Origin of the sequence: Mycobacterium sp. SM3041 (genome assembly GCF_039668335.1) — a bacterium.
In the GTDB taxonomy this organism is placed as follows: Bacteria; Actinomycetota; Actinomycetes; order Mycobacteriales; family Mycobacteriaceae; genus Mycobacterium.
Genome location: NZ_JAYXBQ010000010.1, coordinates 73,203 through 95,366, shown reverse-complemented (window position 1 = coordinate 95,366; position 22,164 = coordinate 73,203). Strand labels below are relative to the sequence as shown.

Genomic DNA, 22,164 nt, shown 5'->3' with positions numbered 1-22,164 from the left:
ATCGAAGTGTGATGGCCGTAACAGCTGTTGGTTAGGTGTCCTACTTGCCCACTCCAATCCTTCGGTATAAATTTGCTGAAAATCGCGTTCGTTAACAAGTAGTGCTTCGCGCGAGACCATCGTCGGTCCGCGTGTCGATCCCGAACTGGCAGGTGAATCCTGCAAGCACCGCGGGGTCAAATCGACCGAGTGAGTCCCGCCCAGCAGAGAGCGCCCCGGTAACCATGTCGACACCCGCCGTAGATATTTCCCAGTTCACGAACGATATTGGCCCTGCTCGCGTGCATTCCGACGCCGCAGCAGGGGCCCCGCTTCAGCTACCAGCAGCTACCGCCACCAACCACCGGGGTCGCTCGATCCGTGAACAGCGTCACCGGAAACTTGCGCGAATACTCATTTTTAGCGACTCTCTAGTTATTTGCTCTTCCGTCATGTTCGGACAAATTTTCCGGTTCGCCACCACCAGCGGCCACCCCGTCTACATGTCCCTCGACGGCGGCCCCCACGTCCGGTACCTCGCCGTGTCGGCGGTCATCGCGGCGGCATGGATGGGCTTCTTGTCGCTGGGCAGCCGGTCCGCCAAAGTCGTCGGCCGAGGGTTCGACGAATACGTCACCCTCGCTGCGGCCACATTGCAACTGTTCGGCCTCATCGCCATCGCCTCGACACTGCTGCACTTCGACATCTCACGCGGCTACCTGGCCATCGCCCTGCCCACCGGCCTGGTCGGTCTGATCACCACCCGCTGGATCTGGCGACGCGTCGTCGCCCGGAAGCGTCTGTCGGGTGACGACCAAAGTCGTCTCCTCGTTGTCGGCGCCACCAGTGCTGCCGCGGACATCGCCACCGAGTTCGCCAAAGACCCGTGGGCGGGGTACCACGTCGCCGGATTCTGCACCCCGATGGGACCCACCCACGCCAAGGAAGTCATCACCATCGCGGGCCGCGACATTCCCATCGTCGGCACCGATGAAGCCATCCTCGCTGCCGTCCAGCGCACCGGGGTGGATACCGTCGCTCTGGCTGCCACCCATCACCTCAGCCCGACCGACATCCGCCGACTCGTGTGGGAACTGGAGGAGCACGGAGTCGATCTCATGGTCGCCCCCGGCCTCATCGACATCGCCGATCAACGCCTCACCAGCCGCCCGGTTGCCGGCATGGCCGTCTTCGAAATCGCCAAACCTCAATACAGCCGGGCCAATTCACTGATCAAGCGGACCTTCGATGTTCTGTTTGCCGCAACAGCGCTGGCAGCCGTTGCGCCCGTGATGATCGTGACGGCACTGGCGGTCAAGCTCACCAGTGCCGGGCCGATCTTCTACCAATCCGAACGCATAGGCCTGGACGGAAAACCGTTCCGCATGACCAAGTTCCGCAGCATGTACCGGGACGCCGACACCCGCCAAGCCGACATGATCGCCGCCAACGGCGGCAACGCCCTGTTCTTCAAGATGAAAGACGACCCCCGCGTGACCCCGGTCGGCAAAATCATCCGCAAATACTCCATCGACGAACTCCCCCAATTCCTCAACGTCCTGTCCGGACACATGAGCGTCGTCGGACCCCGACCCCAAGTCCGCCGCGAAGTCGACACCTACGACGACCTCGTCAGCCGCCGCCTCGCCGTCAAACCCGGCCTCACCGGCCTCTGGCAGATCAGCGGACGCTCCGACCTCGCCGTCGAAGACGCTGTGCGCCTCGACCTCACCTACGTCGAAAACTGGTCGCTGCTCCAGGACATCCTCATCATCGGCAAGACTGTCCGCACCGTCCTCGCCGGTGACGGCGCCTACTGACACCGAGGTGCGGCCGGACATGAATATGGGCTCGCCATGATCCGGCGCGCGGCACTCTTTGCGCAGGTGAACGACCGAAATCGCCTGTTGGGCACCACCAAAAGAAACATCCGTTACATTCTTGTTTGTGATTGCGAGCGTGACGCTTCGTGCGGTGGCTGATTCTGGTGGTGCGGATACCTGCAGTGCCTTCTCGGCACCGGGTGGCGACGTGGCGCGAGCTGCGGCGCGGTGGCGCATTGCAGATCGGGCAGGGTGTGTGGGCGATGCCGGATGTTCCGGTGTTCGCCGACGGTGTCGCGCGAGTGGTCCAGTTGGCGCATCGCGGCGGCGGCGAAGTGTTGACGCTCAGCGCGGCCGGTCGTGACAGGTCGGAGTCGGCGCGACTGCAGGAAATGTTCACCGCTGAACGAACCCACGAATGGGCCGGCTTCCTTTCTGGTTGCGTGGAGTTCGACGCTCAGATCGACACGGCGATCGCCAACGGTGAACTCACCATCGCAGCACTCGTCGACCAGGAAGAACGACTGGAGCGGTTGCGTCGGTCGCACCGAGACATCAAGGCGCGCGACGTCTTTGGCGCGCCAGTCGCCGCAGAGTCCCATCTGCGGCTCGAACGGTGCGCGGCCCACTTGGCCGACTACGCCGCACGGGTGTATCGAGCAGTGCACCAGGCCTAACTGCTGCGCAGCGCACGCGATCAAGCCACCGCGGACGCTGCGATGAGTACATTGCCCGGAGATTCGGCTGGTGTACCTCGCGCGGGCCTGCTGCCCGTCTATGGCGCCGGATTCGCAATTGCGTTGAGCGCCAGCAGCATTGCGGCAAATCTGGCGAGCTATCTGCGGATCAGCCATGGGATGCTGCTTACGTTGGGACTGCTGCTGGCGCTCTATCCTGCGGCCGAATTACTGATCAAACCGCTGATCCGGGCGCTGTTCTCCGCTCTGGGTGTTCGGGGCGTGCTGCTGGGCGGGTTGGTCGCCTCCGCAGTGGCATCGGGGGCGTTCGCCATCGCGGAGGACGCGTTCGGCATAGGTCTGGCGCGGCTCGGTCAGGGTGCAGCTGCCGCGGCCGTCGGACTGAGTGCCGACGCGGTGCTGACCCGGTTGACCGTTGCCGGAACGAGGCGCTCGTTCGGCGGGTACCGCACCTGGAAAGCGGCGGGTTACACGCTGGGCCCCCTGCTCGGCGGCATTTTGGTTGCCGCTGGCGGGCATTCGGCGCTGTTCCTGCTGCTCGCCGTCCTTGCCGCGGCACTGACCGCGTGGGCAGCATTGGCCGTGCCGACGATTGATACAGCGGCCCCGGCGGGCGAGTCGACGACGGATCTTGTCCGGGTTCTGTTCAAGACATCAGGTGTGCGGCCTGCGCTGGCCCTCGCTGCCGGCACGGCGGCAGTGTCCATCAGCCTCGGTTTCCTGCCCGTGCTGGCTGCCCAACGGGGCCTGGGCGTGCTGGCCTCCGGGGCACTCGTGTCCGCTCTGGTTGCGGTCGCTGCATCCGTACAGCTTCCGGTGCGCCGTCTCCGCGATGCCGGAAAATTGGCCGACCACACCGGGATCGGAATCGGGCTGCTTTTGGTCGCATTAGGTTTCGCCTCGGCATCACTGGCGCCGACCATCGTGGTCCTGATGTGTGCGGGCGTGTTACTCGGTGCCGGCGCGGGTGTGATCGCGCCACTCGGGTTCACCTATCTGGCCCGGAGAAACCCACCCGAACGGCTCGGTCAGGTGGTGGGCGTCGCCGAGATCAGCCGTCTGCTGGGCGATTTCGCCGGCCCGCTCCTGGTTGGCGTCATCTCGACCGCGTCCATTCTGACCGTGGCGCTCCTCGCTGTGACGATCTGCCTCGCCGCCGCAGCCAACTTCCTGGCATTGGGCGCCCGCGGAGCCGGCTGATCAGACTCAGCCGAATCTGCTGTCACGGCATCGGAATCCGCGGCGGCGACGGAATGGGCGGCGGCGAGGGGATCGCCGGTGGTGACGGAATGGCCGGCGGCGGGACCATCGGCGGTGCGGGCATGGCCGGCGGCGCCGGGACCATCGGCCCACCGGTCTCGGTCGCGGGCATCTGTGGCGCGGGCGATTCTGTGACCGGCGCCGACGTACTCACGGTCGGTGCACCCGATGTGGGAAGTATTGTCGTCGTGGATGTTTCGGTGGACGGCGTCGTTGTGGTGACCGATGTCGTCGATTTATCGTTCGAGGCATTGTCGCCACACGCGGCCAGGCCGGCCACCGCCAGCGCCAACGCGCCGGCGCATAAGGTCAAGTGGAGTGGGCTCAGCGGTTTCGGGTTGGTGGTCATGGCGCATCTCCCTGGTCCGGCAGTGTTGTGGCAGCGCATACCCCGTATCCCGCAGGCCAAACGCCGTCACGGATTGATCGTGCGCTCCCCCAACCTGACGCCCCGGGATCAGGCCGATGTCGCACTTGCGTCGGACCGTCGCCGAACCACGGCGGCCGACGCCGCGACGACAATCCCGACGATCGCGACAGGGATGGCCCAGGTCCGGCGGCCGGACAGGGCAGATTCACACAGCGCGACGTAATCGGTATGCGGCACAATCTCATTGAGGATCGGCACACCCGCGATGCTCGACGCATTCGCCGAGCGGGCTTGATCAAGATCCTGGAAGAGGGCACTGCCGCAACCGATCTCCTTGCCGTCATTGGAGGAGGCAGAAACGGGCACCAAGAGACCAATCGCGCCGGCCAACAGCAAGATGGCCCCCGCGAGCAAAAGCATTCGTCGAACAGACATGGTTGCTCCTAATATCCGTTGGCTCAAGACTTCTTCGACGGGATGACGATCACGACGATCAGGGTCAGGATCGAGAAGAACAATCCCAGAATCCCCCAACCGAGGGCGCTTCGGCCCTTCGTGCCGGCGATCACCGCGCAGATGATCGCGGCGATGACGCTGCCGATGGCGACGAAGATTCCCTTGATGCCCCGCAGGATGAATCCGGCTGCTTCGGGCTGGCTCTGTAGGGCCAATACCAGTTCGTGGACCATCTCGATTCCTCACACTGAGTGACGCGCCGACGGCATCAGCTAACTTCACCTATTCCCTGTCGCCCGATGTGCCAAACGTCGCCACCCGATCGATTTCCCACGTTTGACGTCGCCGGAATAGATAGGGGGTCAACAGCGTTGGCCACCCCCGTGCACACGTTTTGCGCCGGGAACGCGACCGTCACGCAGCTCACGGAGTTGGATGTCTGGCCGATCCCGCCTCGGCACTGGTACCCCGCCATCAACGACTCCCAGCTGGATGCGGCGCGGCAACTGTTCGCGCCGTCGGCCATCACCGATGACGGCGGCACGATGCTGTTCGCGATACACAACTACGTGATCGAGATCGACGGCGTCGTGATCGTCATCGACACCTGCTCCGGCAATCACAAGAACCGTCCGTACTTCGCGGATCTTCATATGCTCGACACCGACTATCTGAACCGGCTTTCGCGTGCAGGGTTCGAACCGGCCGATGTCGACATCGTCATCAACACCCACCTACACCTGGATCACTGCGGATGGAACACCCGACTGGTCGACGGCGTATGGGTGCCGACCTTCCCGAATGCCACCTACGGGTTCCACGGCGCCGAGCTCGAATATATTGAAGCACAATGGAAGTCGGCACGTGTCGGGCAATGGCGGAGCGACGCGGGCTGGGTCTACCAGGACAGCGTGTTGCCCATACTGGACAGTGGCGCACACCGCGGCGTCAGCCCGGGTGACGTCATTCATTCGAACGGGGCCACACAGATCCGAGCGGCCCAGGCCGCCGGACACACGCCCGGACATCTCGCAGTCGAGATCGCCAGTCCCGGAGGCGGTTTACTCATCGTCGGCGACGCACTCCACCACCCCGTGCAGGCGCTGTATCCCGACCTGGAGTTTTTTGCCGACCACAACCCGCAGCAGGCGATCGACACGCGCCGCGCCATCCTCGAACGCAGCGCGAACGAGGGCATCGGCATTGTGACGGCCCACTTCCCCGCGCACGGCCCACTGTATGCCGGCCGGGACGGTGACAGCTTCCGGTGGCAAAACTACGTCGACGCGGTCCAAGTTTGCTGAAATAGGCAGCGAAGGAGCCGGCTGCCGGCCGGCGGAATCACCCGGAGCGTTTGGTTTTCGCGATCTGCAGGACCGCGCGTGCCGCCACGGTCTTGCCGGTGCCCCCGGTGACCCGGGCGATGTCGGCAAGGGTGGTGTCGATCGCGGAGACGACATCGGAAAGGCCCGCCGGGTGTGCCGTGGTGACGGTCAATTCCACGGTCGGGGTGCCTCTGTCGGCGATCGTCTTCCCCTTGGCGGACTGCACATTCGAATCCTGCGCCAACGCGGCGGCGGCCGCCCCGGCGACGCCATCGAGATTCACGGTGATGAATCCCGGGTCAGTCGTACCGGGAACGCGTAGGACCTGCGTCTTGCGGACCGGCACATGCGCGATGAGCCAGATCAGCCCGAGTATCAACAGCAGCGCGCCCGCACCGGCCAGTTCCCAAGGCCACCACGTCGATGCGGTGGCCCGCACGGCCGGCCCCGTACTGATCTGTTCTGGAGCCGCATGCACGACATGCGTCGGCCACAACGCCGCCGCCGCACCCAGGGATGCCACGACGATCCCGGCGACCAGTGTCGCCGCGCGATCCACGAGATCAGTCGGCAGCAGGCTCATGCAGCCCCGCTCGTGCCGATGCGCACGACGATTCTCGGTGTGGGGATGAGGATCTCGGTCGCGCTGCCGACGGCCGCGGCGACCGCGCCCTTCGCCGCGGTGTCGGACTCGATGCCGGTGATTCCGACATACATGGTGACCTTGCGACGAGTGGCCGCCGAGTTCAGCACCTCCACGCCCGGTACGCACGATGCCGCATGGGATGCCAGCCGGGCCACGTCGCGCGGCTGCATCCACACCGATCCCGCCGCGTCGACGGCGACGACGGTCTTGCGTCGGGGCCGCAGCGCCACGAACACCAGCCAGAGGCCGAGCAGCAGTGTGCCGACGCCGGCGGGCACCATCCACCACTGACTCCGCAGGCCGTTGAGTGCTGCGATGGCCGTGCCGATCCACGGCGTTCCGCCGATCCAGCCCAACACGACACCTGCTTCACGCAGCGACACGACGCCGACGAACATGACGACCAGTGCCAGCACCACCGCAACGTAGCGGGCGGTGGCCGCGGCAGCCGGAGACCGGCCGGGTGCGGGAAGTGCGAGGTTGTCGGCAGTCATCAGCGGGTCCTCTTCGTGTCCTTGGTGACGGTGCTCAGTTGCTCGACGGTGACGTCGACACGGTCGACCTGCAGTCCACCCATGCTCGACAAGGTCTGCACGACATTGCGCTGCACCGCACGCCCGACGTCCACCGCCGGTGCCGGCCACGCCACGGTCACCTTGAGATGGGCAGTGACGCGGTCGCCGGTGACCGTCAGCTGCGCTTGTGGCAGAGACCGGCCCGGGAGTTTGGCGCGTCCTTCCGGGAACGGCAGCACGTCGGGAGTGTCGAGTGCGGCGCGGACGGCCAGCCGCTGCGCGACCTTCTCGCGGACGGTCAGGGTGCCGCGCGTGGCACCGTCGTCCTCGGAGTCAGCCTGCGCCGCAACGGTTTCGGCAACCTCTGGCTCAGTCACGGTTGCGCCTCTGCAACAGGGCGACGAGATCGAGTTCGCCGTCGCGGTGGGCGCCGATCAGGTAGCCCGCCACGCCGAGAAGCAACGCGATGAGGAAACCGCCGAGTCCGCCGGCGGCCGCAGCGATGCCGAGTAGCAGACCGGCAACCAGACCCAGCGTCGATGAGGTCATGATGTGAACCTTCCGCGTTACGAAGTTGTACTGGCACTTGGGAATTCGTGATCCGTGGTGGGGCGGCGCGCCCCTCGTCGCGCCGCCACACCACGGCGGTCTACAGCAACCCCCGACCAGGCGTTGATGTCACCGGCACGAGATCTTCGATCGTGACGTCGACAGGTAGTTCGATCAACTCGGCGACGGCCCGCTGGATCGCGGTTGCCGTCGGCCGAACCGGCGCGCCGAGGACCAGACTCACGTGTACGTCGACCCGGTCGGCCGCGATCCGGACGCCGGATACCCGCCGCCCCGGCAGGTAGGTCGCCACCTCGCCGAACATGCCGGCGTGCAAACCGGCCACGCCCTCCACGGCGGTCACCGCAGCAGCGATGCGTTCGGCCGCGTCCTCGACAACCGCGTCCCCCGTCGGGGCATCACTGGACACGGGCGGGCGCGGCGTCAGCGTCGTCACCGCTGTCACCGTCCAGGTGCACGTCGTGAACGGTGATGTTGACTTCGGTCACCTCGAGGCCCGTCATGCGTTCGACCGCGGCGATGACGTTGCGGCGGATGCCCGCGGCCAGGTCGGCGATCGCCACGCCGTACTCGGCGACGATGTCGATGTCGACCGCCGCCTGCTTCTCGCCGATCTCGACCGATACGCCCTGGCTCTGGTTGACGCTCGCGCCGGGGATCCGTTCGCGGATCGCGCCGACCACCCGCGACGCCCCGCCGCCCAGGTCGTACACGCCGCTGACCTCGCGGGTCGCGATCCCGGCGATCTTGGAAACCACCACGTCCGCGATGGTCGTCTTGCCCTGCGAGCTCACCAACGGTGAACCCTGGTACGGGCTGACTTCTTTGCCGGACGGCTCCGTGTCGGCCTGTGCGCTGGTCATCACCGCTCCCCTTTCGACGTCGTTATTGGGTAGTCGTTACTCAGAACTCGAACCGAACGTCCCATTTGAGTGATTCAGGACACATCGCAAATCTACTCAGCCGAACTTGTCTCAGACAGCCCGTTCGGCATTCAATTCTGGTACGAATGCCTATATTTCACGAGCGGTGGAGCGTAGCTGAGAGCGGAGTGTGGTGACAGCGCCAACCGGTGGCGACCTACGCGACGCTGACGACGAGGCCTTGCGCGCCTCGGCGGTGGTCGGCGATCGCGAAGCGTTCGACACCATCGTCAACCGCTACGGACCGGTGCTCTACCGGTATGCGCGGCGAATGCTCGCTTCCGAGGCCGACGTCCCGGATGTCGTGCAGGACACCTTCGTTGCCGCGTGGCAGCAGATCGGCTCGTTCCGCGGTAGCTCGTCACTGCGGACGTGGCTGTTCGCGATCTGCTACCGAAAGATCGCCGACACGCACCGGCTCAAACGTGCACGACCGGTGGAAGATTGGGTACTGGAGCCGCTGGCAGGGCCCGACACCTCCGCGGACCCTTTCACCACAGCGTCCAACGCCGCCTTCCTGGATGCCCTCGAGCTGGCGCTCGGCGAACTGCCGGTCCGCCAGCGTGCGGTCTGGATGATGCGGGAGGTCGAGCAGATGACGTTCCCGGAGATCGGCGAGGTGCTGCAGCTCAGTCCCGACGCGGTGCGCGGTCACCACCTTCGGGCTGTGAAGACTTTGCGAGTTCTGTTGAGGAGGTGGCAGTGACTGAGCCTGATCCCTTCCTGCACAGCGCAGCGTCGTACCTGAGAACTGTGCCCGAACCCGGCTGGGACGCCATCAGCGACAGAGTGCGCGCGGCGGTTCATGCGGCACCCCGGGTCGGTTGGCCCATCCGCGCGTCACGCGATACCGGTGACGGCGTCGTGTACATCACCGATCACGCACTGCGCAGTCTGCTGGCCCGGGAGCTGCGGCGCAGCTTCGTGTGCCAGCCGACCCGAATCGCTTTCACCCTGGACGGCACCGCACTGCGTGCCATCGACATCGACGTCACCGGAAGCTACGGAACCCAACTTCGCGACCTCGGCGACGACATCCGGCGCCTGGTGCTGGACACCATCCGAACCATCCTCGACGACCTCGACCAGGACGGCCGCAGCCCGGCCGGACCGATCGATGTGACCATCACAGACGTCGTCGAGGGCGACCCGCTGGGGTGACGGCGGCGCCGCTCAGGTCATCCCGCGGCGAGGTCCGCACCGGTACCGGCGATCCCGGCACGCTGGGCTTCGCGATCGGCCATTCCCAAGACCCGCCGAAGACGACCGGCGGCTGCGTGCTTCGTCAACGGAGGCTCAGCCAGGCGACCCAGATCCTCCAACGACAGATCGGGATGCTGGATGCGCAACCGCGCGATCTCGACGAAATGATCAGGTGCCTTGTCGCCGAGGATTTCCAGCGCCCGTTGCGCCCGGATGGCCGTCGTCATCGCAGACTGCTGTGCGCGGCGCTGGTTGGAGTACACCAGTGCCGCGCCCGCCGATGCGGTGCCGGCACGGTCACGGTACGACTGCCAGACCGTATGAGTCTGTTGGGCGCCAATGAGATTCAGCAGTGAGGAGATGGTGTCCGCGTCACGCACCGTGACCCGGTCCGCGCCCCGCAGCTGTCGGGCCTTCACCTGCACGCCGAGCCGTCGTGCAGCGCCGGTCAGCGCCAAGGCGGCCTCCATCCCCGGGCATTCCACCTCGAGCCCGCGGGCGCGGCCGGCCAGCGCCAACGAACCGCGGGCGAGAAAGGCGCCACGCCACACGGCTTCGGCTTCTGCCGTGCTGCCGCCGACGATCTGCGCAGGCATGCCCCGGACCGGCCGCCCCCAGCGGTCGATGAGTCCGGTCCATCGGGCCACGTCTTCCGCCTCGTGGGCGACATGAATCAGATAGCGACGACGCGTGCCGACGCCCGGCAGCACGCGTACCTCTGCCGAAGACCCGCACAGGTCTTTGAGATCCCGGCAAACGCGGCTGGCAACGGATTCGCGGTCCACGTCGGCGTCGATCACGACGCGCCCGTTGGCCACGCGGAGTCCGCCCGCGAATTGAAGCAGCGCGGTCACTTCGGCCTTGCGCGCACTCGGCAGGTGCACGACGGTACCAGCGAGCTCGTCTTTCACTCTCGGTGTCAACACCGCAAATCCCCCACAACACATTCGTTCCGTACTCGCCACCGCACCGGGAATCACGAAGGTGTCGACGATCCCTTCGGCCGCCGGGACGGGCCGACACCGGGCGCGCCGGCGACCAGCCGGCGCAGGTAGTTCCGCTGATCAAAGGTCAGTCGCTGCAGGAAGTTTGCCAACGCTGACGCTTCGGTGCCGTCGTCGGGCATGTTCCGGGGAAAAACCACCCACACCGATTCCTCACCCGTCATGCCGATCTCGGCGATGAACCCGCCACCGGCGAGCGGTTCGCCCAGCGCGCGCAGACGCCAGCCCTGGGCCTGGAGCGCGTTGGCCCACCAATAGGCCACCCGCACGGGACGCGGTGGCTGACAGAACATGCCCGGGATGTGAGCGGAGTTGCGCGCCACAGGGCGCGGCTGGTTCAACAGGCCTGAACCGCCGCGCAGCAGCGCTGCTATCCCCGCGGTCTCGTCGGCCCATTCTGTGCAGTCGTGCTGTGGGCAATCCTGCCGTCCAACAGAATTCATTCAAGTCTCCATATCGTGCACGGCGTCTCGGCGACGCCGTGAAGCAGCCGGGTGTATGGCTCATGACCTGGCCGCGTACATGGTGAAGACGCTGTACGCGGCCTACGGCGACGCGGTCAATCCCGCGTCGACGCCAAACCAGCAACCACCGGGCATGACACCCTCACAACCGCCACTACGGCAATGTGAGCAACGCCGAGGTCGACACGACGCTCCGCGACACCCGCGGCAGAACACGAAACACTGCATCCCCCTTGAGAAGACCGGCCCCAAGCCCCCCGGCTTTACTGGCACTCAACTGATGTCACGAGAATTCCATGAACCTACCGACCCGTCAACTCTTCGCAAACATTAGCTGTCGTTGCATTCACAGGAATGTGAGCTAATGTTCGTATGACGGGCTCGCGCCCGACCATCACCCTGTGGCAGCTGGCCCAGGAACCGCACCCCCGGGCGGTAAGCATCAGGCAACGCCGGCATCACGAGCGAGCCGGCATCAACTGAGTCACCGTAAGTCACTGCGCTGCAGCTTGTTTCAAGGGGGAACTGGATGGTCAGCAAGAAACGCCGCCAATATTCATTGGACACAGCAACTTTCGCCACACGTCTCAACCGATTGTTCGACACCATCTGGGCGCCCGGACGGGGTCCGTATCGCAACTTCGAGGTCACCCAAGCGCTCGACCGACGCGGTCACCGGCTGTCGGCCCCATACCTGTCGCAACTGCGCTCGGGCATCCGGAAGTACCCGTCACCGCGCACCGCGGAGATGTTGGCCGAGTTCTTCGGCGTCGACGTCGACTACTTCGACCCCGAAACCAGCTATGCGCGTGCGCTCGACGCCGAACTGGACTGGCTCGACGTTGTCCATGACAAGAGCGTCCGCGAACTCACCACGGCACTCATGGCGCTGACGCCCAGCCAGCGTGACGGCCTCCTCGAGCAGGCCGTCGAATGTCAATGCGACTGTATGGCAACCATTGCCGAGCAGATGGACGAGCTGCCGCCGACCGGCGCCGGGATTACCGCAACGGGATTGGTCGTCACGGAGCGACCCAACCGTCGGGCCGTACCGGTCGGGTGTGATCGGGCTTGATCTCGTCGCCATCAGGTGACCGATACTGCAATCTCGGCAATGCCGCACCGGTACGCGAGTCGACATACGATGTGCGCGGCTCGTCGTCGCCGAAGGCGTTCTCCGCACCCCATTCCCGCAGCGCGACCATTAGGTGAAAGAGCTTCTCTCCCTTGGGCGTAAGCACGTATTCTCGATAAGACGAGCCGCCTGCATCGGGACGCGACTCCATCACTCCGGCTTCGACCAGGTGCTGCAGACGTCCCGACAGAATGTTCTTGGCGACGCCGAGGCTGCGCTGGAATTGCGAGAACCGGGATAACCCTTCGAAGGCATCACGAAGGATCATCAACGTCCACTTGTCCCCGACGATGTCGACGGTGCGCGATACCGGGCACGTCGATCGAGCCAGCCGACTGCTCATGACACCCCTCCGATTCGTGTGGTTGCAAATTGCAACCACATTACTTATGGTCTGGTTGCAATCTAGTACCACTTTGTCGGACGCTCCAGAGGATGGCCCATCCAAATGTCGTGCACGACCGAACCCGATACCCGGCAGATACAGACGATCGGCACCGGGATGGCCCTGCTACTGGCCTTCGTCAGTGGCGCGGCGGTGGCCAATGTCTATTACGCGCAACCACTTCTGGATGACCTCGGCTTGCAGTTGCGCATGTCCGCGGCTCAGCTGGGCTGGGTGACCACGGCAACGCAGGGCGGCTATCTGCTCGGGTTGATCCTGGTTGTGCCGCTCGGCGATCGCTTCGACCGGCGCCGCATCATCCTCGGGCAGCTGGCGGTGACCGCGCTGGGCCTTCTCGGGGCAGCTGTCGCACCGTCGGCGTGGACGTTCCTCGCGTGCTGCGCGCTCTTCGGCGCGGCCTCGACGGTAGTGCAGGTGATCACCGCGTACGCCGCGGCGGCCAGCCCACCGGAGCGGCGCGGGCGCACCGTCGGCGTCGTCACGACCGGTGTCGTACTCGGAATCTTGTTGGCCCGCACCGTTTCCGGAGCCATCGCCGGCCTGTGGGGCTGGCGCGCGGTGTTCGTCGTGGCGGCACTGGTCATGGTGGCGGTCAGCGGTTGGCTGGCCGCGACACTCCCCCGCGACACCATCGAGAAGGTCGCCGTGCCCTACCGTCGGGCGATCACCTCCGTCGTCGCCCTCACCCGGAGCGACAGAACATTTCGGGTGCGAAGCCTCATCGGCGGGCTGATGTTCGCCAGCTTCGGCGCCGCCTGGGGATCGATGGCACTTCCGCTCGCCGCGGAGCCGTGGCATCTGACCGCGACGCAGATCGGGCTGTTCGGCGTCGTCGGTGCAGCCGGGGCGCTCGGCGCGTCGGGCGCGGGCCGTTGGGCCGACGCGGGTCATGCCCAGCTCGCCACCGGCGGCATGCTCGTCGTGTTCCTCGCCTCATGGCTGGCCATCGCCCACACCCCGACCTCGCTCATTCTGCTCGGAATCGGTTTGATCGCACTCGATTTCGCCGGCGAGGCACTGCACGTCATCAACCAGCACCTCATCGTCGAGTCCGATCCCACCGCGACCACCAGCCTCATCGGCGGCTACATGGTCTACTACGCGATCGGCACAGGTTTGGGAGCCATCGCCGCCACTGTCGCGTACGCACGGGCCGGCTGGACAGGCACGAGCGTGGTAGGTGCCGTGTTCGCACTGGCCGCGCTCGGCGTATGGATCGGCGACCGGCTCAGATGAGGGACAGGGTGCTGCGGCACCGGTCGAGCGGACCGCGGGGGCTCGTGTCTGCGCTCGCCTCTACTGCGACTGATGGCGTCGGAGGCTGGGCAGCAGTACGTCGTCAACCATGATGCGTACCGTTTCCGTGGTCGGCGGGCGATCCGACACCAGCGCCCGGAACACCAGATATCCCGGCAGCAGGTCGAAGATCTCCTCGTCGATGGCCGCGGCGTCGATCTCGCCGCGTTCGACGGCGTCGGCAAGGACGCCGTCGATCACCAACTTGCGGTGGAACACGAACTTCTCCTGCATCACCGCCTGCAGCCCCGGATTGTGTGACATCTCGTTCAGCACGGCCCGCATGGTCCGGGTGTGGACCTGAGCCTGTTCGCAGACAGACCGACCGATTTCCAGGAGGTCCGAGCGCAGCGAGCCAGTATGCGGCGGTACCGCCGAACTTCGGGTGCCTTCGATGAACGCGGCCAGCACCAGGTCGGCCTTCGACGGCCAGCGCCGGTACATCGTCGCCTTGCTGGCCTTGGCCCTGGTCGCCACCGCCTCGACGCTCAGCCGGTCATACCCGTGCTCCTGCAACAACTCCAGCGTGATCGCCAGGAGTTCGGCTTCGCGTTCACTCCACGGACAGCTCGAGGCATCGCACATGTCGTCGGACATCGCCACACCTCTTCCTGATCGCACACAGATGGAATACCAGAGTTACACCACGGTGTTGCACTCCGATACGGCATTGAGCGCAGGCTTTTGCTCATATGTCAACCCGGTTGCGATCGCACGTACGGTACCGTACCGTTCTCCGTTACGGGACGATTTGACGAGATTGCTGCGGCTGTTCGTCAACGGGGGCGTCGAAAGGCTGTGGCTTGAGCAAGTTTTCGGTGAGCAAGTTGGCACGCCGGCAGTGGATCGCCATCGTGGCGATCCTCGTGGTCGCCTTGGTCGCGTTCAGTGTCGACCGATTGCGGGGCATCTTCGGCTCCGACAACGAGATATCGCGGCCCGGATCAGAAGCCCTGGAGAACACCGGCTACAACCCGAAAAAGGTGCTGTTCGAGGTGTTCGGCTCGCCCGGATCCGTGGCCACCATCAACTTTCTGGACATCAACGCGCAGCCGCAGCGCGTGGAGAACGTCACCCTGCCGTGGTCGCAGGAGCTGACCACCGACGACCCGACCATGTACGCCGACCTGCGCGCTCAGGGTGACGGCAGCACCATCGGGTGCCGCATCACCGTCAACGGCATCGTCAAGGACGAAAGGTCCACGAACCACGTGAACGGATACATCTCGTGCCTGGACAAGACCGCATGAGCGAGCACCGGACCGACCCTGCCGTCGAAGGCGCACTGCCGGCACGGATCATCCGTAGACTCTCGCTGCCGATCCTGTTGATCTGGCTCGTAATCGCGGTCGGCTCGAACACCATCGCGCCGCAGCTCGAAATCGTCGGCTGGGAACGCTCGGTCGGGCAGAACGCAGCCGATGCTCCCGGCATTCTCGCGATGCGGCACATCGGCGAGGTCTTCCACGAATTCGATTCCGACAGTGCGGCAATGCTCGTCATCGAGGGCGACAAGCCCCTCGGTCCCGAAGCGCACAACTACTACGACGGCTTGGTCAAGCGACTCCAGGCCGACAAAGAACATGTCGAGCACGTCCAGGACTTCTGGGGTGACCCGCTCACCGCCGGCGGCTCGCAGAGCAAGGACGGCAAGGCCGCCCTGACGCAGCTGTATCTGCGCGGCAACCAGGGCGAGGCCATGTCGAACGAATCCGTCGACGCCGTGCGCAAGATCGTTGCCGACGACCCGCCGCCGCCCGGCATCAGGGCGTACATCACTGGCGCCTCGCCGTTGGTGACCGACAACTTCGAGGTCGGCAGCGCGGGCACCAACGAGGTCACCGGCGTCACGTTCCTGGTCATCGCCATCATGCTGCTGTTCGTCTACCGATCACTGGTGACGATGCTGATCGTCTTGTTGACCGTGGCCGTCGAACTCATGGCGGCCCGAGGCGTCGTGGCGGTCCTCGCCCACGCCGGCGTCATCGGGCTGTCCACCTACGCGACGAACCTGCTAACCCTGCTCGCCATCGCGGCGGGCACCGACTACGCGATCTTCGTCGTCGGCCGGTACCAGGAGGCGCGCGGCAAGGGCATGGACCGCATCTCGGCCTACCACGACATGTGGCACGGCACGGTCCACGTGATGGTCGGCTCCGGTCTGACGATCGCCGGCGCTGTCGCGTGCATGAGCTTCGCCCGTCTCCCCTATTTCCAGACGCTCGGAATCCCCGCTGCCATAGGTGTTCTCGTGACACTGGCGGCCGCGCTGACGCTGGGCCCCGCGGTGTTGTTGATCGCCACCCGCTTCGGACTGATGGAGCCCAAGGTCGCCCAGCGGGCACGCGGCTGGCGCAAGATCGGCACCGCCATCGTGCGCTGGCCCGGGCCGATCCTGGTGGTGACCGGCGCGATCGCGCTCATCGGCGTGTTCGCGCTGCCCGGGTTCGAGGTCAGCTACGACAACCGGCCCTACATCCCCGCCAGCGCACCCGGCGTGGTCGGCATGGAAGCCGCCGAACGGCACTTCACCGAGGCGCGCATCAACCCCGAGCTCGTGATGATCGAAGCCGATCACGACATGCGGAACCCGGCGGACATGCTGATCCTCGAACGTGCGGCCAAGGCTGTGCTGCACACGCCGGGAATCGCACTGGTGCAATCGATCACGCGCCCACTGGGCACCCCGATCACCCACAGCTCCATCCCGTTCCAGATCAGCGCATCCAGTGCGAGCCAGATCATGAACCTGGGTTACCAGAAGGATCGGGCCAACGATCTGCTCAAGCAGGCCAACGAAATCGACAACACGATCAGCGTGCTCAAGCAGCAGCTGTCGCTGCAGAAGCAGAGCGCCGAGGCGACGCATGAGCAGGTCGAGGCGTTCCACGACACCGTCGTGACGGTCAACGATCTGCGAAACAAGCTCGCCGATTTCGACGACCAGTTCCGTCCGCTGCGCAACTACTTCTACTGGGAACCGCACTGCTTCGACATCCCCATGTGCGCGGCGCTGCGCTCGGTGTTCGACTCGCTGGACGGGATCGCCGATCTCTCCGACAAGTTCGGCAACATCACCGCCAGCCTCGACAAGCTGGACGCCCTGCAGCCGCAGCTGGTGGCGCTGATCCCGCCGCAGATCGCGATCCAGGAACGCAATCGCGAACTGACACTGTCGAATTACGCGACCACCGGTGGCACCAACTCCCAGAGCGACGAGGCGCTGAAGAACGCCACCGCGATGGGCAAGGCGTTCGACGACGCCAAGAACGACGACACGTTCTACCTGCCGCCCGAGGCCTTCGACAACGCCGACTTCAAACGCGGGCTCAAGCTGTTCCTGTCGCCCGACGGCAAAGCGGCCCGGATGATCGTGACGCACCAGGGCAACCCCGCCAACCCCGAGGCCATCCCGCACATCAACGCGATCAAGGACGCGGTGTTCGACGCTCTCAAGGCGACCCCGATGTCAGATGCCAAGATCTACATCGCGGGCATCGGCTCCACCAACAAGGACATTCAAGAGGGCACCAAGTACGACCTGTTGATCTCCGCGATTGCGGCAGTCGCTCTCATCCTGCTGATCATGGTGATCGTGACCCGCAGCATCGTCGCCGCGGCCGTCATCGTCGGTACCGTCGTACTGTCGCTGGGCGCATCGATCGGCTTGTCGGTTCTGGTGTGGCAGTACATCTTCGGCATCCATCTGTACTGGGTCGTGGTGCCGCTCGCCATCATCCTGCTGTTGGCCGTCGGCGCGGACTACAACCTGCTGCTGGTGTCCCGCTTCAAAGAGGAGCTGCATGCCGGCCTCAACACCGGCATCATCCGGTCGATGGGCGGCACCGGCAGCGTCGTCACGGCGGCCGGCCTGGTCTTCTCCGCCACGATGGCCGCGTTCATCTTCAGCCCGCTGGTGATCCTCGGGCAGATCGGTACGACCATCGGCCTCGGCCTGCTGTTCGACACGCTCGTGGTGCGATCGTTCATGACACCATCGATCGCCGCACTGCTGGGCAAGTGGTTCTGGTGGCCGCAGATCGTGCGCCAGCGCCCGGTGCCCGCAAAGTGGCCGTCGCCGCAGCAGTTCGACGACGATCTGTCACTCAGCGAGCGCTGACCGAAGGGAGTTGGACGACGTGCGCGCCGGCACGTCGTCCCGAGTACACGCAGTCGGCCAGCGACAGCCCGCTCACGTAAGAGTTGGCGCAGATGCCGACCGCTGTGCGTCCTGCCGCGAAGAGGCCGTCGATCGGTTGTCCCTCGGGAGTTTTCACGGCGCCGGTGTCCTCGTCGACGATGAGGCCGCCGAGGGTGAACATCGGGCACGGATTGATCAGGCTCCGCTTGATCGAGATCGCGATCAGCGAGTACGGCCCCTGTTCGATGGGGTGGACGTAGTCGGCCGGCTTGCCCATCGGATCCGGTCGTCCCGACGCCGCGGCCTCGTTGTGCTCTGCGACGGTTCGGCGCAGCCCCTCCGGGTCGACGCCGGCCTTGGCGGCCACTGCTTCGATGGTGGCGGCCTCCACGCGATCGGTCCGTAGCATCGCCTCCATCTGCAGGCGCTGGAACCAGATCGCCTGCTGCGGAAGCTGTTCGCGCGCCTGCTCGAGCAGCGCCCGGTCGACCAGGACCCAGCCCCGCCCGTTGTGGCCTTGCACCATCGCGTTGCCGATCGCTGCGCCGTAACGGGTTTCGTCGATGAAGCGCTGCCCATGTTCGTCGACGACGAGCCCGCCGAGCATGGCACTGGGCGGCGTGATGAACCGCCACGCCGACACGTTGTCCAGCCGATCCACGGCACCGCCGACGTCGACGGCCAACTGCATGCCGCTGCCGTCGTCGGCGCTGGTGCCGAGCTGCAGACCGTCGCGATAGCCCGGTGCGTGTTGCTCGATCAACTCTCGATTTGCGATATAGCCACCGGCACAGAGGATTACGCCTTTGCGGGCATGGACGTCGACGGTCTGGGCGTACCGGCGCTCGAGGCCGGCCAGGCGCCGCTCCATGGCCGCACGCAGCGGCGGGTAGTAGATACCCGGTTTCACGGCAAGAGCCGCGTAGGTCGCGTAGCGCCGCTGCACCCACGCCGGGGCGTGCGCCATGGTGCTGGTCCGGACCCCCACGACCCGGCCGTCAGCGTCGGTCAGCAGCGAGTTGGCGCGCGTGTGGAACATCGTGCGCACGCCCGCGCGGCGCGCTGACGCCGCGAGTGGCTGATAGATCTTCTTGCCCGACGCGCCCGGTCCCTTGGCCCGGTGACCGCGCTGCGCCGGCGGGGTGAGCGCACGGAAGTGTCCGGAGTTCTCGCTCCCCGAGTAGTACAGGTAGTACTTGTTGTTGGGGTACGACGTCTTGTACGGGCACACCGATGCTTCGAACGGCACACCGTGTGCGGTGAGCCAGTCGATCATCGCGGGGCTGCCGTCGACGAACCGCCGCAGTGTTTCCGGCCGCACCGAGTCGCCGACCTCGGCGTGCAGGTAGGTGTACATCGCGTCGGCACTGTCCTCGATGCCGGCCTGACGCTGGACCCAGGTGCCACCGCCGGCGTAGATGATCCCGCCGGATACCTGCGTGGCACCGCCCCCGTTGAACCGGTCGATGGCGAGGACGTCCGCACCCTGTGCCCGAGCTTCGAGCGCGGCGCACGCGCCGGCTGCTCCGTAACCGACCACAACGACGTCAGCGGTGACGTTGCCCATGATGATCACTCCGACCTGCATCTAGAACCAGCGGTTTAGACTTTGAGTACAACATATCAGTTTGGATGTCGGTTCCACGGTCCCGGAATCCGGTGGCCCGGCGGCTCGTACACTTCGATTCGTGGTTGAGCAGACGGGACGGGCAGTGCCCGGGACGGTGGCGAGCAAGCTCTATGCCGCGGCCGACCTGATCGCCGCCAAAGGCCTGGAGAACACGAAGATCGAAGAGATCGCCGCCGCGTCCGGTGTCCCGAAGGCCACCCTGTACTACTACTTCACCGGCAAGGACGACATCCTCGGCTTTCTGCTGCGCGATTCACTCGGTGACCTGGCTCGTGATGTCGCCGCTGCCGCCGATTCCGCCGGTAGCGGGCGGGAGCGACTCATCGCCGTCATCACCGCGCAGGTCGCCCACACGATGAATCGACCGGGAACCAGCATGGCGCTGGTCGGCGACCTGGGCCGCGCCATCCGTCTCCCCGACCTGGCCTCGGCTGTCCAGCATGCGTTCTACGAACCCATCGCGCGTGTGCTCGAAGCTGGTGCCGCCGACGGCACCTTGAAGCGCGTCGCGGAGCCGCACACCGATGCGGTCAGCATCTTCGGCGCGGTCATGATGACAGCGCTGCTGCACAACGCCGTCGGCTCGGGAAAGACCCAACGCGACGTCGCCGGTGCCGTCATCGACTTCGTCCTGAACGGCGTCGCGCCGGCGAACTAGGCACGCCGATCCCTGATCTTCCATAGGTTTTGAACACGTAGTGCGCCAATCTATTTCACACACGGGCAAGAAGGTTCACAGTGCACACTGCAGCAACCGGCATGGCCGGCACCGTAACTGGGACCTGGGGCGTTCCGCCCTATGGCGCGCCGACTCCCTTCACGAGCAGGACGACGGCGTCGGACCCGGCCCGTCGGTCGACCGAGATTTCCTGGTACTCAGGCGAATCCGCCCATTCACGGAACGACGGTTCGTCGGGAAACGACATCAGCACGACTTTCTCGCGGTCCCAGTCACCTTCGATGACCACGGGTGCCTCGTCGGCGGCGAGGATGGTTCCCGCGTACTTCGCGAACACGCCCATGAATCGGCTCTGATACCTGTCATAGGCGGGTCGGTCCGTAAAGCGAAGCTGGGCAATGGCATACACCGTCATGGCGTGAAACTACCCGACGTCGGCGCGGTCAGTGTCGAGAACCACCGCGACACTGCACCATGCGTTCAGCATGGCAGGGCCGGGGCGCCGGCGGTCAGACTCCGGTCCACGCGCTGGCTATGCGCTTGCCGATGTCGACGACCTTCGCCTGCTGCGCTTCGGGCGCGTCGATCCGGCGGCCGACCTGCTTGGCGATGACGCGTTTGATCTCCGAGTCGACATCGGCCACGATCCGCAGGAGCTCGCCCCGCAGCGTCTGGGACGTCACGTTGACGGTGATGTCTTTGCGGTGCGGTTTCGGGATATCGATGATCAACAGCAGCGGTTCGGCGGCGCGCGCGGTCGCGATCAGCGCGATCTCGCCCGTCACCTCGAACCGGGAGCGGTCCACGCGCAGGTCGATGAGCAGATCGATGTCCAGCGGAATGCGAACGTCGAACGCGATCATGTCGCCGTCTCTGCGTGTCACCTGTGGTTGCTCGATGCTGACCCGCGCCGTCACCCGCGCGATCCCGGCCGGCCCGGCATGAAACGGCCCGAGCTCGAAGGTGTCGCCGGCCATCGTGCCGAAGCCCTCGGCAACACGGTCAGCGGTGACCGCGACCTCGAAGAACTTTCGGCCGAACTCCTCGTAGGTGGCGTAGTCGTGCGTCGACATGGGCACCAGGTCAGTCGACGGTGTGCACGATCAAGATGTCGATCTTGGCCTTGCGCGCAACATCGGCAGGCACCGAGCCCAACAGACGTCCCGCTGTCGTATTCAGTCCGACATCGCCGACGACGATCAGGTCGGCGTCGACGTCTCGCGCCAACGTGGTCAACGCCTCGACGGGCGCACCGATCACCGACCGCTCCACGACATCCTGCGCGCCCGCACCACGCGCGAGTTCGGCTGCGTCGCGGAGGATTTCGTACACGTGCGCGTCACCGTGCACCCGGTAACCGGCGTCACGCCCGAGTACGTCCTCCGCACGGCGATCACTGGCCTTTTCAGGTGCGGCCGCCCGTGCCCAGCTGCCCTTTTCGACTTCATGGAAATGGGCCGTCGCAATCACCAGTTTCGCGCCCTGCTGAGCGGCGAACGTTGCGGCGTGCTCGACGGCCTTCATCGACGAGTCTGAGCCGTCAGTTCCGACGAGGACGGTCCGGTAGGTGCCCATGGCTGTCTCCTTACGGGAGTGACGTCGTGACGACACTAACGCGAACAAGCCGGTTGACGTGGGCTT

Annotated in this window: 28 protein-coding genes; 11 read left to right on the top strand and 17 right to left on the bottom strand. The window is 65.5% G+C overall.

Annotated elements, in window-relative coordinates; all coding sequences use genetic code 11:
• Positions 1-431 precede the first annotated feature (431 nt).
• The 3 genes from VXD91_RS04440 to VXD91_RS04430 all read left to right on the top strand — a co-directional run bounded on the left by VXD91_RS04440 (position 432) and on the right by VXD91_RS04430 (position 3,700).
• Positions 432-1,799, top strand: a complete 1,368-nt coding sequence (locus VXD91_RS04440; protein WP_346414742.1) for a sugar transferase — start codon at positions 432-434, stop codon at positions 1,797-1,799.
• Between the two features lie 149 nt (positions 1,800-1,948).
• Positions 1,949-2,479, top strand: coding sequence for a Chromate resistance protein ChrB (locus VXD91_RS04435; protein ID WP_346414741.1), 531 nt, complete (start codon positions 1,949-1,951; stop codon positions 2,477-2,479).
• 42 nt (positions 2,480-2,521) lie between these two features.
• Positions 2,522-3,700 carry an MFS transporter gene (locus VXD91_RS04430; protein ID WP_346414740.1) on the top strand — a complete coding sequence of 393 codons (1,179 nt, stop codon included), beginning with the start codon at positions 2,522-2,524 and terminating at the stop codon, positions 3,698-3,700.
• 22 nt (positions 3,701-3,722) lie between these two features.
• Here the strand turns inward: VXD91_RS04430 and VXD91_RS04425 are convergent, their stop codons facing one another.
• The 3 genes from VXD91_RS04425 to VXD91_RS04415 form a co-directional block, all read right to left on the bottom strand.
• Positions 3,723-4,109 carry a hypothetical protein gene (locus tag VXD91_RS04425; RefSeq protein WP_346414739.1) on the bottom strand — a complete coding sequence of 129 codons (387 nt, stop codon included), beginning with the start codon at positions 4,107-4,109 and terminating at the stop codon, positions 3,723-3,725.
• Between the two features lie 108 nt (positions 4,110-4,217).
• The gene (locus tag VXD91_RS04420; RefSeq protein WP_346414738.1) at positions 4,218-4,565 is read right to left on the bottom strand and encodes an aminopeptidase; all 348 of its coding nucleotides are present in this window, start codon (positions 4,563-4,565) and stop codon (positions 4,218-4,220) included.
• A gap of 23 nt (positions 4,566-4,588) precedes the next feature.
• Positions 4,589-4,819: a hypothetical protein gene (locus VXD91_RS04415; RefSeq protein WP_061007354.1), complete on the bottom strand. Its 231-nt coding sequence runs from the start codon at positions 4,817-4,819 to the stop codon at positions 4,589-4,591.
• Positions 4,820-4,969: 150 nt separating this feature from the next.
• Here VXD91_RS04415 and VXD91_RS04410 point away from each other — a divergent pair, with 150 nt between their 5' ends.
• Complete coding sequence (locus VXD91_RS04410; RefSeq protein ID WP_346414772.1) at positions 4,970-5,890, top strand: MBL fold metallo-hydrolase; 921 nt, start codon at positions 4,970-4,972, stop codon at positions 5,888-5,890.
• 37 nt (positions 5,891-5,927) lie between these two features.
• Here VXD91_RS04410 and VXD91_RS04405 read toward each other — a convergent pair whose 3' ends face one another.
• The 6 genes from VXD91_RS04405 to VXD91_RS04380 form a co-directional block, all read right to left on the bottom strand.
• Positions 5,928-6,494, bottom strand: coding sequence for a hypothetical protein (locus VXD91_RS04405; protein ID WP_346414737.1), 567 nt, complete (start codon positions 6,492-6,494; stop codon positions 5,928-5,930).
• Positions 6,491-7,051, bottom strand: a complete 561-nt coding sequence (locus VXD91_RS04400) for a DUF6286 domain-containing protein (RefSeq protein WP_346414736.1) — start codon at positions 7,049-7,051, stop codon at positions 6,491-6,493. The genes VXD91_RS04405 and VXD91_RS04400 overlap by 4 nt, the downstream gene beginning before the upstream one ends.
• Positions 7,051-7,449: an Asp23/Gls24 family envelope stress response protein gene (locus tag VXD91_RS04395; protein ID WP_346414735.1), complete on the bottom strand. Its 399-nt coding sequence runs from the start codon at positions 7,447-7,449 to the stop codon at positions 7,051-7,053. Before VXD91_RS04395 ends, VXD91_RS04400 begins: the two co-directional genes overlap by 1 nt.
• Complete coding sequence (locus VXD91_RS04390; RefSeq protein ID WP_346414734.1) at positions 7,442-7,621, bottom strand: hypothetical protein; 180 nt, start codon at positions 7,619-7,621, stop codon at positions 7,442-7,444. The genes VXD91_RS04395 and VXD91_RS04390 overlap by 8 nt, the downstream gene beginning before the upstream one ends.
• Before the next feature lie 100 nt (positions 7,622-7,721).
• Entirely contained in the window at positions 7,722-8,069 is a 348-nt protein-coding gene (locus VXD91_RS04385) for an Asp23/Gls24 family envelope stress response protein (RefSeq protein ID WP_346414771.1), read from the bottom strand.
• Positions 8,041-8,505, bottom strand: a complete 465-nt coding sequence (locus VXD91_RS04380) for an Asp23/Gls24 family envelope stress response protein (protein WP_346414733.1) — start codon at positions 8,503-8,505, stop codon at positions 8,041-8,043. Before VXD91_RS04380 ends, VXD91_RS04385 begins: the two co-directional genes overlap by 29 nt.
• A 193-nt stretch (positions 8,506-8,698) precedes the next feature.
• Here VXD91_RS04380 and VXD91_RS04375 point away from each other — a divergent pair, with 193 nt between their 5' ends.
• A complete protein-coding gene (locus tag VXD91_RS04375) occupies positions 8,699-9,271 on the top strand; it encodes a sigma-70 family RNA polymerase sigma factor (protein ID WP_346414732.1) in 573 nt (190 codons plus the stop codon).
• Positions 9,268-9,726, top strand: a complete 459-nt coding sequence (locus tag VXD91_RS04370; RefSeq protein ID WP_346414731.1) for a hypothetical protein — start codon at positions 9,268-9,270, stop codon at positions 9,724-9,726. Before VXD91_RS04375 ends, VXD91_RS04370 begins: the two co-directional genes overlap by 4 nt.
• A gap of 17 nt (positions 9,727-9,743) precedes the next feature.
• Here VXD91_RS04370 and whiA read toward each other — a convergent pair whose 3' ends face one another.
• Both whiA and VXD91_RS04360 read right to left on the bottom strand, forming a co-directional pair.
• On the bottom strand, positions 9,744-10,691 hold the full coding sequence (gene whiA, locus VXD91_RS04365) for a DNA-binding protein WhiA (RefSeq protein ID WP_346414770.1): 948 nt from the start codon (positions 10,689-10,691) through the stop codon (positions 9,744-9,746).
• A gap of 53 nt (positions 10,692-10,744) precedes the next feature.
• Entirely contained in the window at positions 10,745-11,215 is a 471-nt protein-coding gene (locus tag VXD91_RS04360; protein ID WP_346414730.1) for a hypothetical protein, read from the bottom strand.
• 550 nt (positions 11,216-11,765) lie between these two features.
• Here VXD91_RS04360 and VXD91_RS04355 point away from each other — a divergent pair.
• Positions 11,766-12,311: a helix-turn-helix transcriptional regulator gene (locus tag VXD91_RS04355; protein ID WP_346414729.1), complete on the top strand. Its 546-nt coding sequence runs from the start codon at positions 11,766-11,768 to the stop codon at positions 12,309-12,311.
• On the opposite strand, the gene VXD91_RS04350 is transcribed toward VXD91_RS04355, so the two are convergent.
• Positions 12,259-12,714 (bottom strand): helix-turn-helix domain-containing protein, encoded by a 456-nt coding sequence (locus VXD91_RS04350; RefSeq protein WP_346414728.1) that lies wholly within the window; start codon positions 12,712-12,714, stop codon positions 12,259-12,261. The genes VXD91_RS04355 and VXD91_RS04350 overlap by 53 nt on opposite strands.
• 105 nt (positions 12,715-12,819) lie before the next feature.
• Between VXD91_RS04350 and VXD91_RS04345 the strand changes: the two genes are divergently transcribed.
• On the top strand, positions 12,820-14,013 hold the full coding sequence (locus VXD91_RS04345) for an MFS transporter (RefSeq protein ID WP_346414727.1): 1,194 nt from the start codon (positions 12,820-12,822) through the stop codon (positions 14,011-14,013).
• Between the two features lie 60 nt (positions 14,014-14,073).
• Here the strand turns inward: VXD91_RS04345 and VXD91_RS04340 are convergent, their stop codons facing one another.
• Positions 14,074-14,670, bottom strand: a complete 597-nt coding sequence (locus VXD91_RS04340; RefSeq protein WP_346414726.1) for a TetR/AcrR family transcriptional regulator — start codon at positions 14,668-14,670, stop codon at positions 14,074-14,076.
• A 206-nt stretch (positions 14,671-14,876) separates the two neighbouring features.
• On the opposite strand from VXD91_RS04340, the gene VXD91_RS04335 reads away from it, so the two are divergent.
• Entirely contained in the window at positions 14,877-15,323 is a 447-nt protein-coding gene (locus VXD91_RS04335; protein ID WP_346414725.1) for an MmpS family transport accessory protein, read from the top strand.
• A complete protein-coding gene (locus VXD91_RS04330; RefSeq protein ID WP_346414724.1) occupies positions 15,320-18,193 on the top strand; it encodes an MMPL family transporter in 2,874 nt (957 codons plus the stop codon). Before VXD91_RS04335 ends, VXD91_RS04330 begins: the two co-directional genes overlap by 4 nt.
• Here the strand turns inward: VXD91_RS04330 and VXD91_RS04325 are convergent.
• Positions 18,180-19,802 carry an FAD-binding protein gene (locus VXD91_RS04325; protein WP_346414723.1) on the bottom strand — a complete coding sequence of 541 codons (1,623 nt, stop codon included), beginning with the start codon at positions 19,800-19,802 and terminating at the stop codon, positions 18,180-18,182. The genes VXD91_RS04330 and VXD91_RS04325 overlap by 14 nt on opposite strands.
• A gap of 100 nt (positions 19,803-19,902) precedes the next feature.
• Between VXD91_RS04325 and VXD91_RS04320 the strand changes: the two genes are divergently transcribed.
• On the top strand, positions 19,903-20,502 hold the full coding sequence (locus tag VXD91_RS04320; RefSeq protein WP_346414722.1) for a TetR/AcrR family transcriptional regulator: 600 nt from the start codon (positions 19,903-19,905) through the stop codon (positions 20,500-20,502).
• A 139-nt stretch (positions 20,503-20,641) separates the two neighbouring features.
• On the opposite strand, the gene VXD91_RS04315 is transcribed toward VXD91_RS04320, so the two are convergent.
• From VXD91_RS04315 to VXD91_RS04305, 3 genes are all read right to left on the bottom strand, one after another.
• A complete protein-coding gene (locus VXD91_RS04315) occupies positions 20,642-20,938 on the bottom strand; it encodes a DUF1330 domain-containing protein (protein ID WP_346414721.1) in 297 nt (98 codons plus the stop codon).
• Between the two features lie 94 nt (positions 20,939-21,032).
• Positions 21,033-21,596: a hypothetical protein gene (locus tag VXD91_RS04310; protein WP_346414720.1), complete on the bottom strand. Its 564-nt coding sequence runs from the start codon at positions 21,594-21,596 to the stop codon at positions 21,033-21,035.
• Between the two features lie 10 nt (positions 21,597-21,606).
• Entirely contained in the window at positions 21,607-22,098 is a 492-nt protein-coding gene (locus VXD91_RS04305; protein ID WP_346414719.1) for a universal stress protein, read from the bottom strand.
• Positions 22,099-22,164: the final 66 nt, after the last annotated feature.

Bases quoted from the DNA above. Each gene is read 5' to 3' on its own strand.
- VXD91_RS04440 (WP_346414742.1), top strand. From the start codon at position 432: ATGTTCGGACAAATTTTCCGGTTCGCCACCACCAGCGGCCACCCCGTC.
- VXD91_RS04430 (WP_346414740.1), top strand. From the start codon at position 2,522: ATGAGTACATTGCCCGGAGATTCGGCTGGTGTACCTCGCGCGGGCCTG.
- VXD91_RS04425 (WP_346414739.1), bottom strand. From the start codon at position 4,109: ATGACCACCAACCCGAAACCGCTGAGCCCACTCCACTTGACCTTATGC.
- VXD91_RS04420 (WP_346414738.1), bottom strand. From the start codon at position 4,565: ATGTCTGTTCGACGAATGCTTTTGCTCGCGGGGGCCATCTTGCTGTTG.
- VXD91_RS04415 (WP_061007354.1), bottom strand. From the start codon at position 4,819: ATGGTCCACGAACTGGTATTGGCCCTACAGAGCCAGCCCGAAGCAGCC.
- VXD91_RS04405 (WP_346414737.1), bottom strand. From the start codon at position 6,494: ATGAGCCTGCTGCCGACTGATCTCGTGGATCGCGCGGCGACACTGGTC.
- VXD91_RS04400 (WP_346414736.1), bottom strand. From the start codon at position 7,051: ATGACTGCCGACAACCTCGCACTTCCCGCACCCGGCCGGTCTCCGGCT.
- VXD91_RS04390 (WP_346414734.1), bottom strand. From the start codon at position 7,621: ATGACCTCATCGACGCTGGGTCTGGTTGCCGGTCTGCTACTCGGCATC.
- VXD91_RS04380 (WP_346414733.1), bottom strand. From the start codon at position 8,505: ATGACCAGCGCACAGGCCGACACGGAGCCGTCCGGCAAAGAAGTCAGC.
- VXD91_RS04360 (WP_346414730.1), bottom strand. From the start codon at position 11,215: ATGAATTCTGTTGGACGGCAGGATTGCCCACAGCACGACTGCACAGAA.
- VXD91_RS04355 (WP_346414729.1), top strand. From the start codon at position 11,766: ATGGTCAGCAAGAAACGCCGCCAATATTCATTGGACACAGCAACTTTC.
- VXD91_RS04350 (WP_346414728.1), bottom strand. From the start codon at position 12,714: ATGAGCAGTCGGCTGGCTCGATCGACGTGCCCGGTATCGCGCACCGTC.
- VXD91_RS04345 (WP_346414727.1), top strand. From the start codon at position 12,820: ATGTCGTGCACGACCGAACCCGATACCCGGCAGATACAGACGATCGGC.
- VXD91_RS04340 (WP_346414726.1), bottom strand. From the start codon at position 14,670: ATGTCCGACGACATGTGCGATGCCTCGAGCTGTCCGTGGAGTGAACGC.
- VXD91_RS04330 (WP_346414724.1), top strand. From the start codon at position 15,320: ATGAGCGAGCACCGGACCGACCCTGCCGTCGAAGGCGCACTGCCGGCA.
- VXD91_RS04325 (WP_346414723.1), bottom strand. From the start codon at position 19,802: ATGCAGGTCGGAGTGATCATCATGGGCAACGTCACCGCTGACGTCGTT.
- VXD91_RS04315 (WP_346414721.1), bottom strand. From the start codon at position 20,938: ATGACGGTGTATGCCATTGCCCAGCTTCGCTTTACGGACCGACCCGCC.
- VXD91_RS04310 (WP_346414720.1), bottom strand. From the start codon at position 21,596: ATGTCGACGCACGACTACGCCACCTACGAGGAGTTCGGCCGAAAGTTC.
- VXD91_RS04305 (WP_346414719.1), bottom strand. From the start codon at position 22,098: ATGGGCACCTACCGGACCGTCCTCGTCGGAACTGACGGCTCAGACTCG.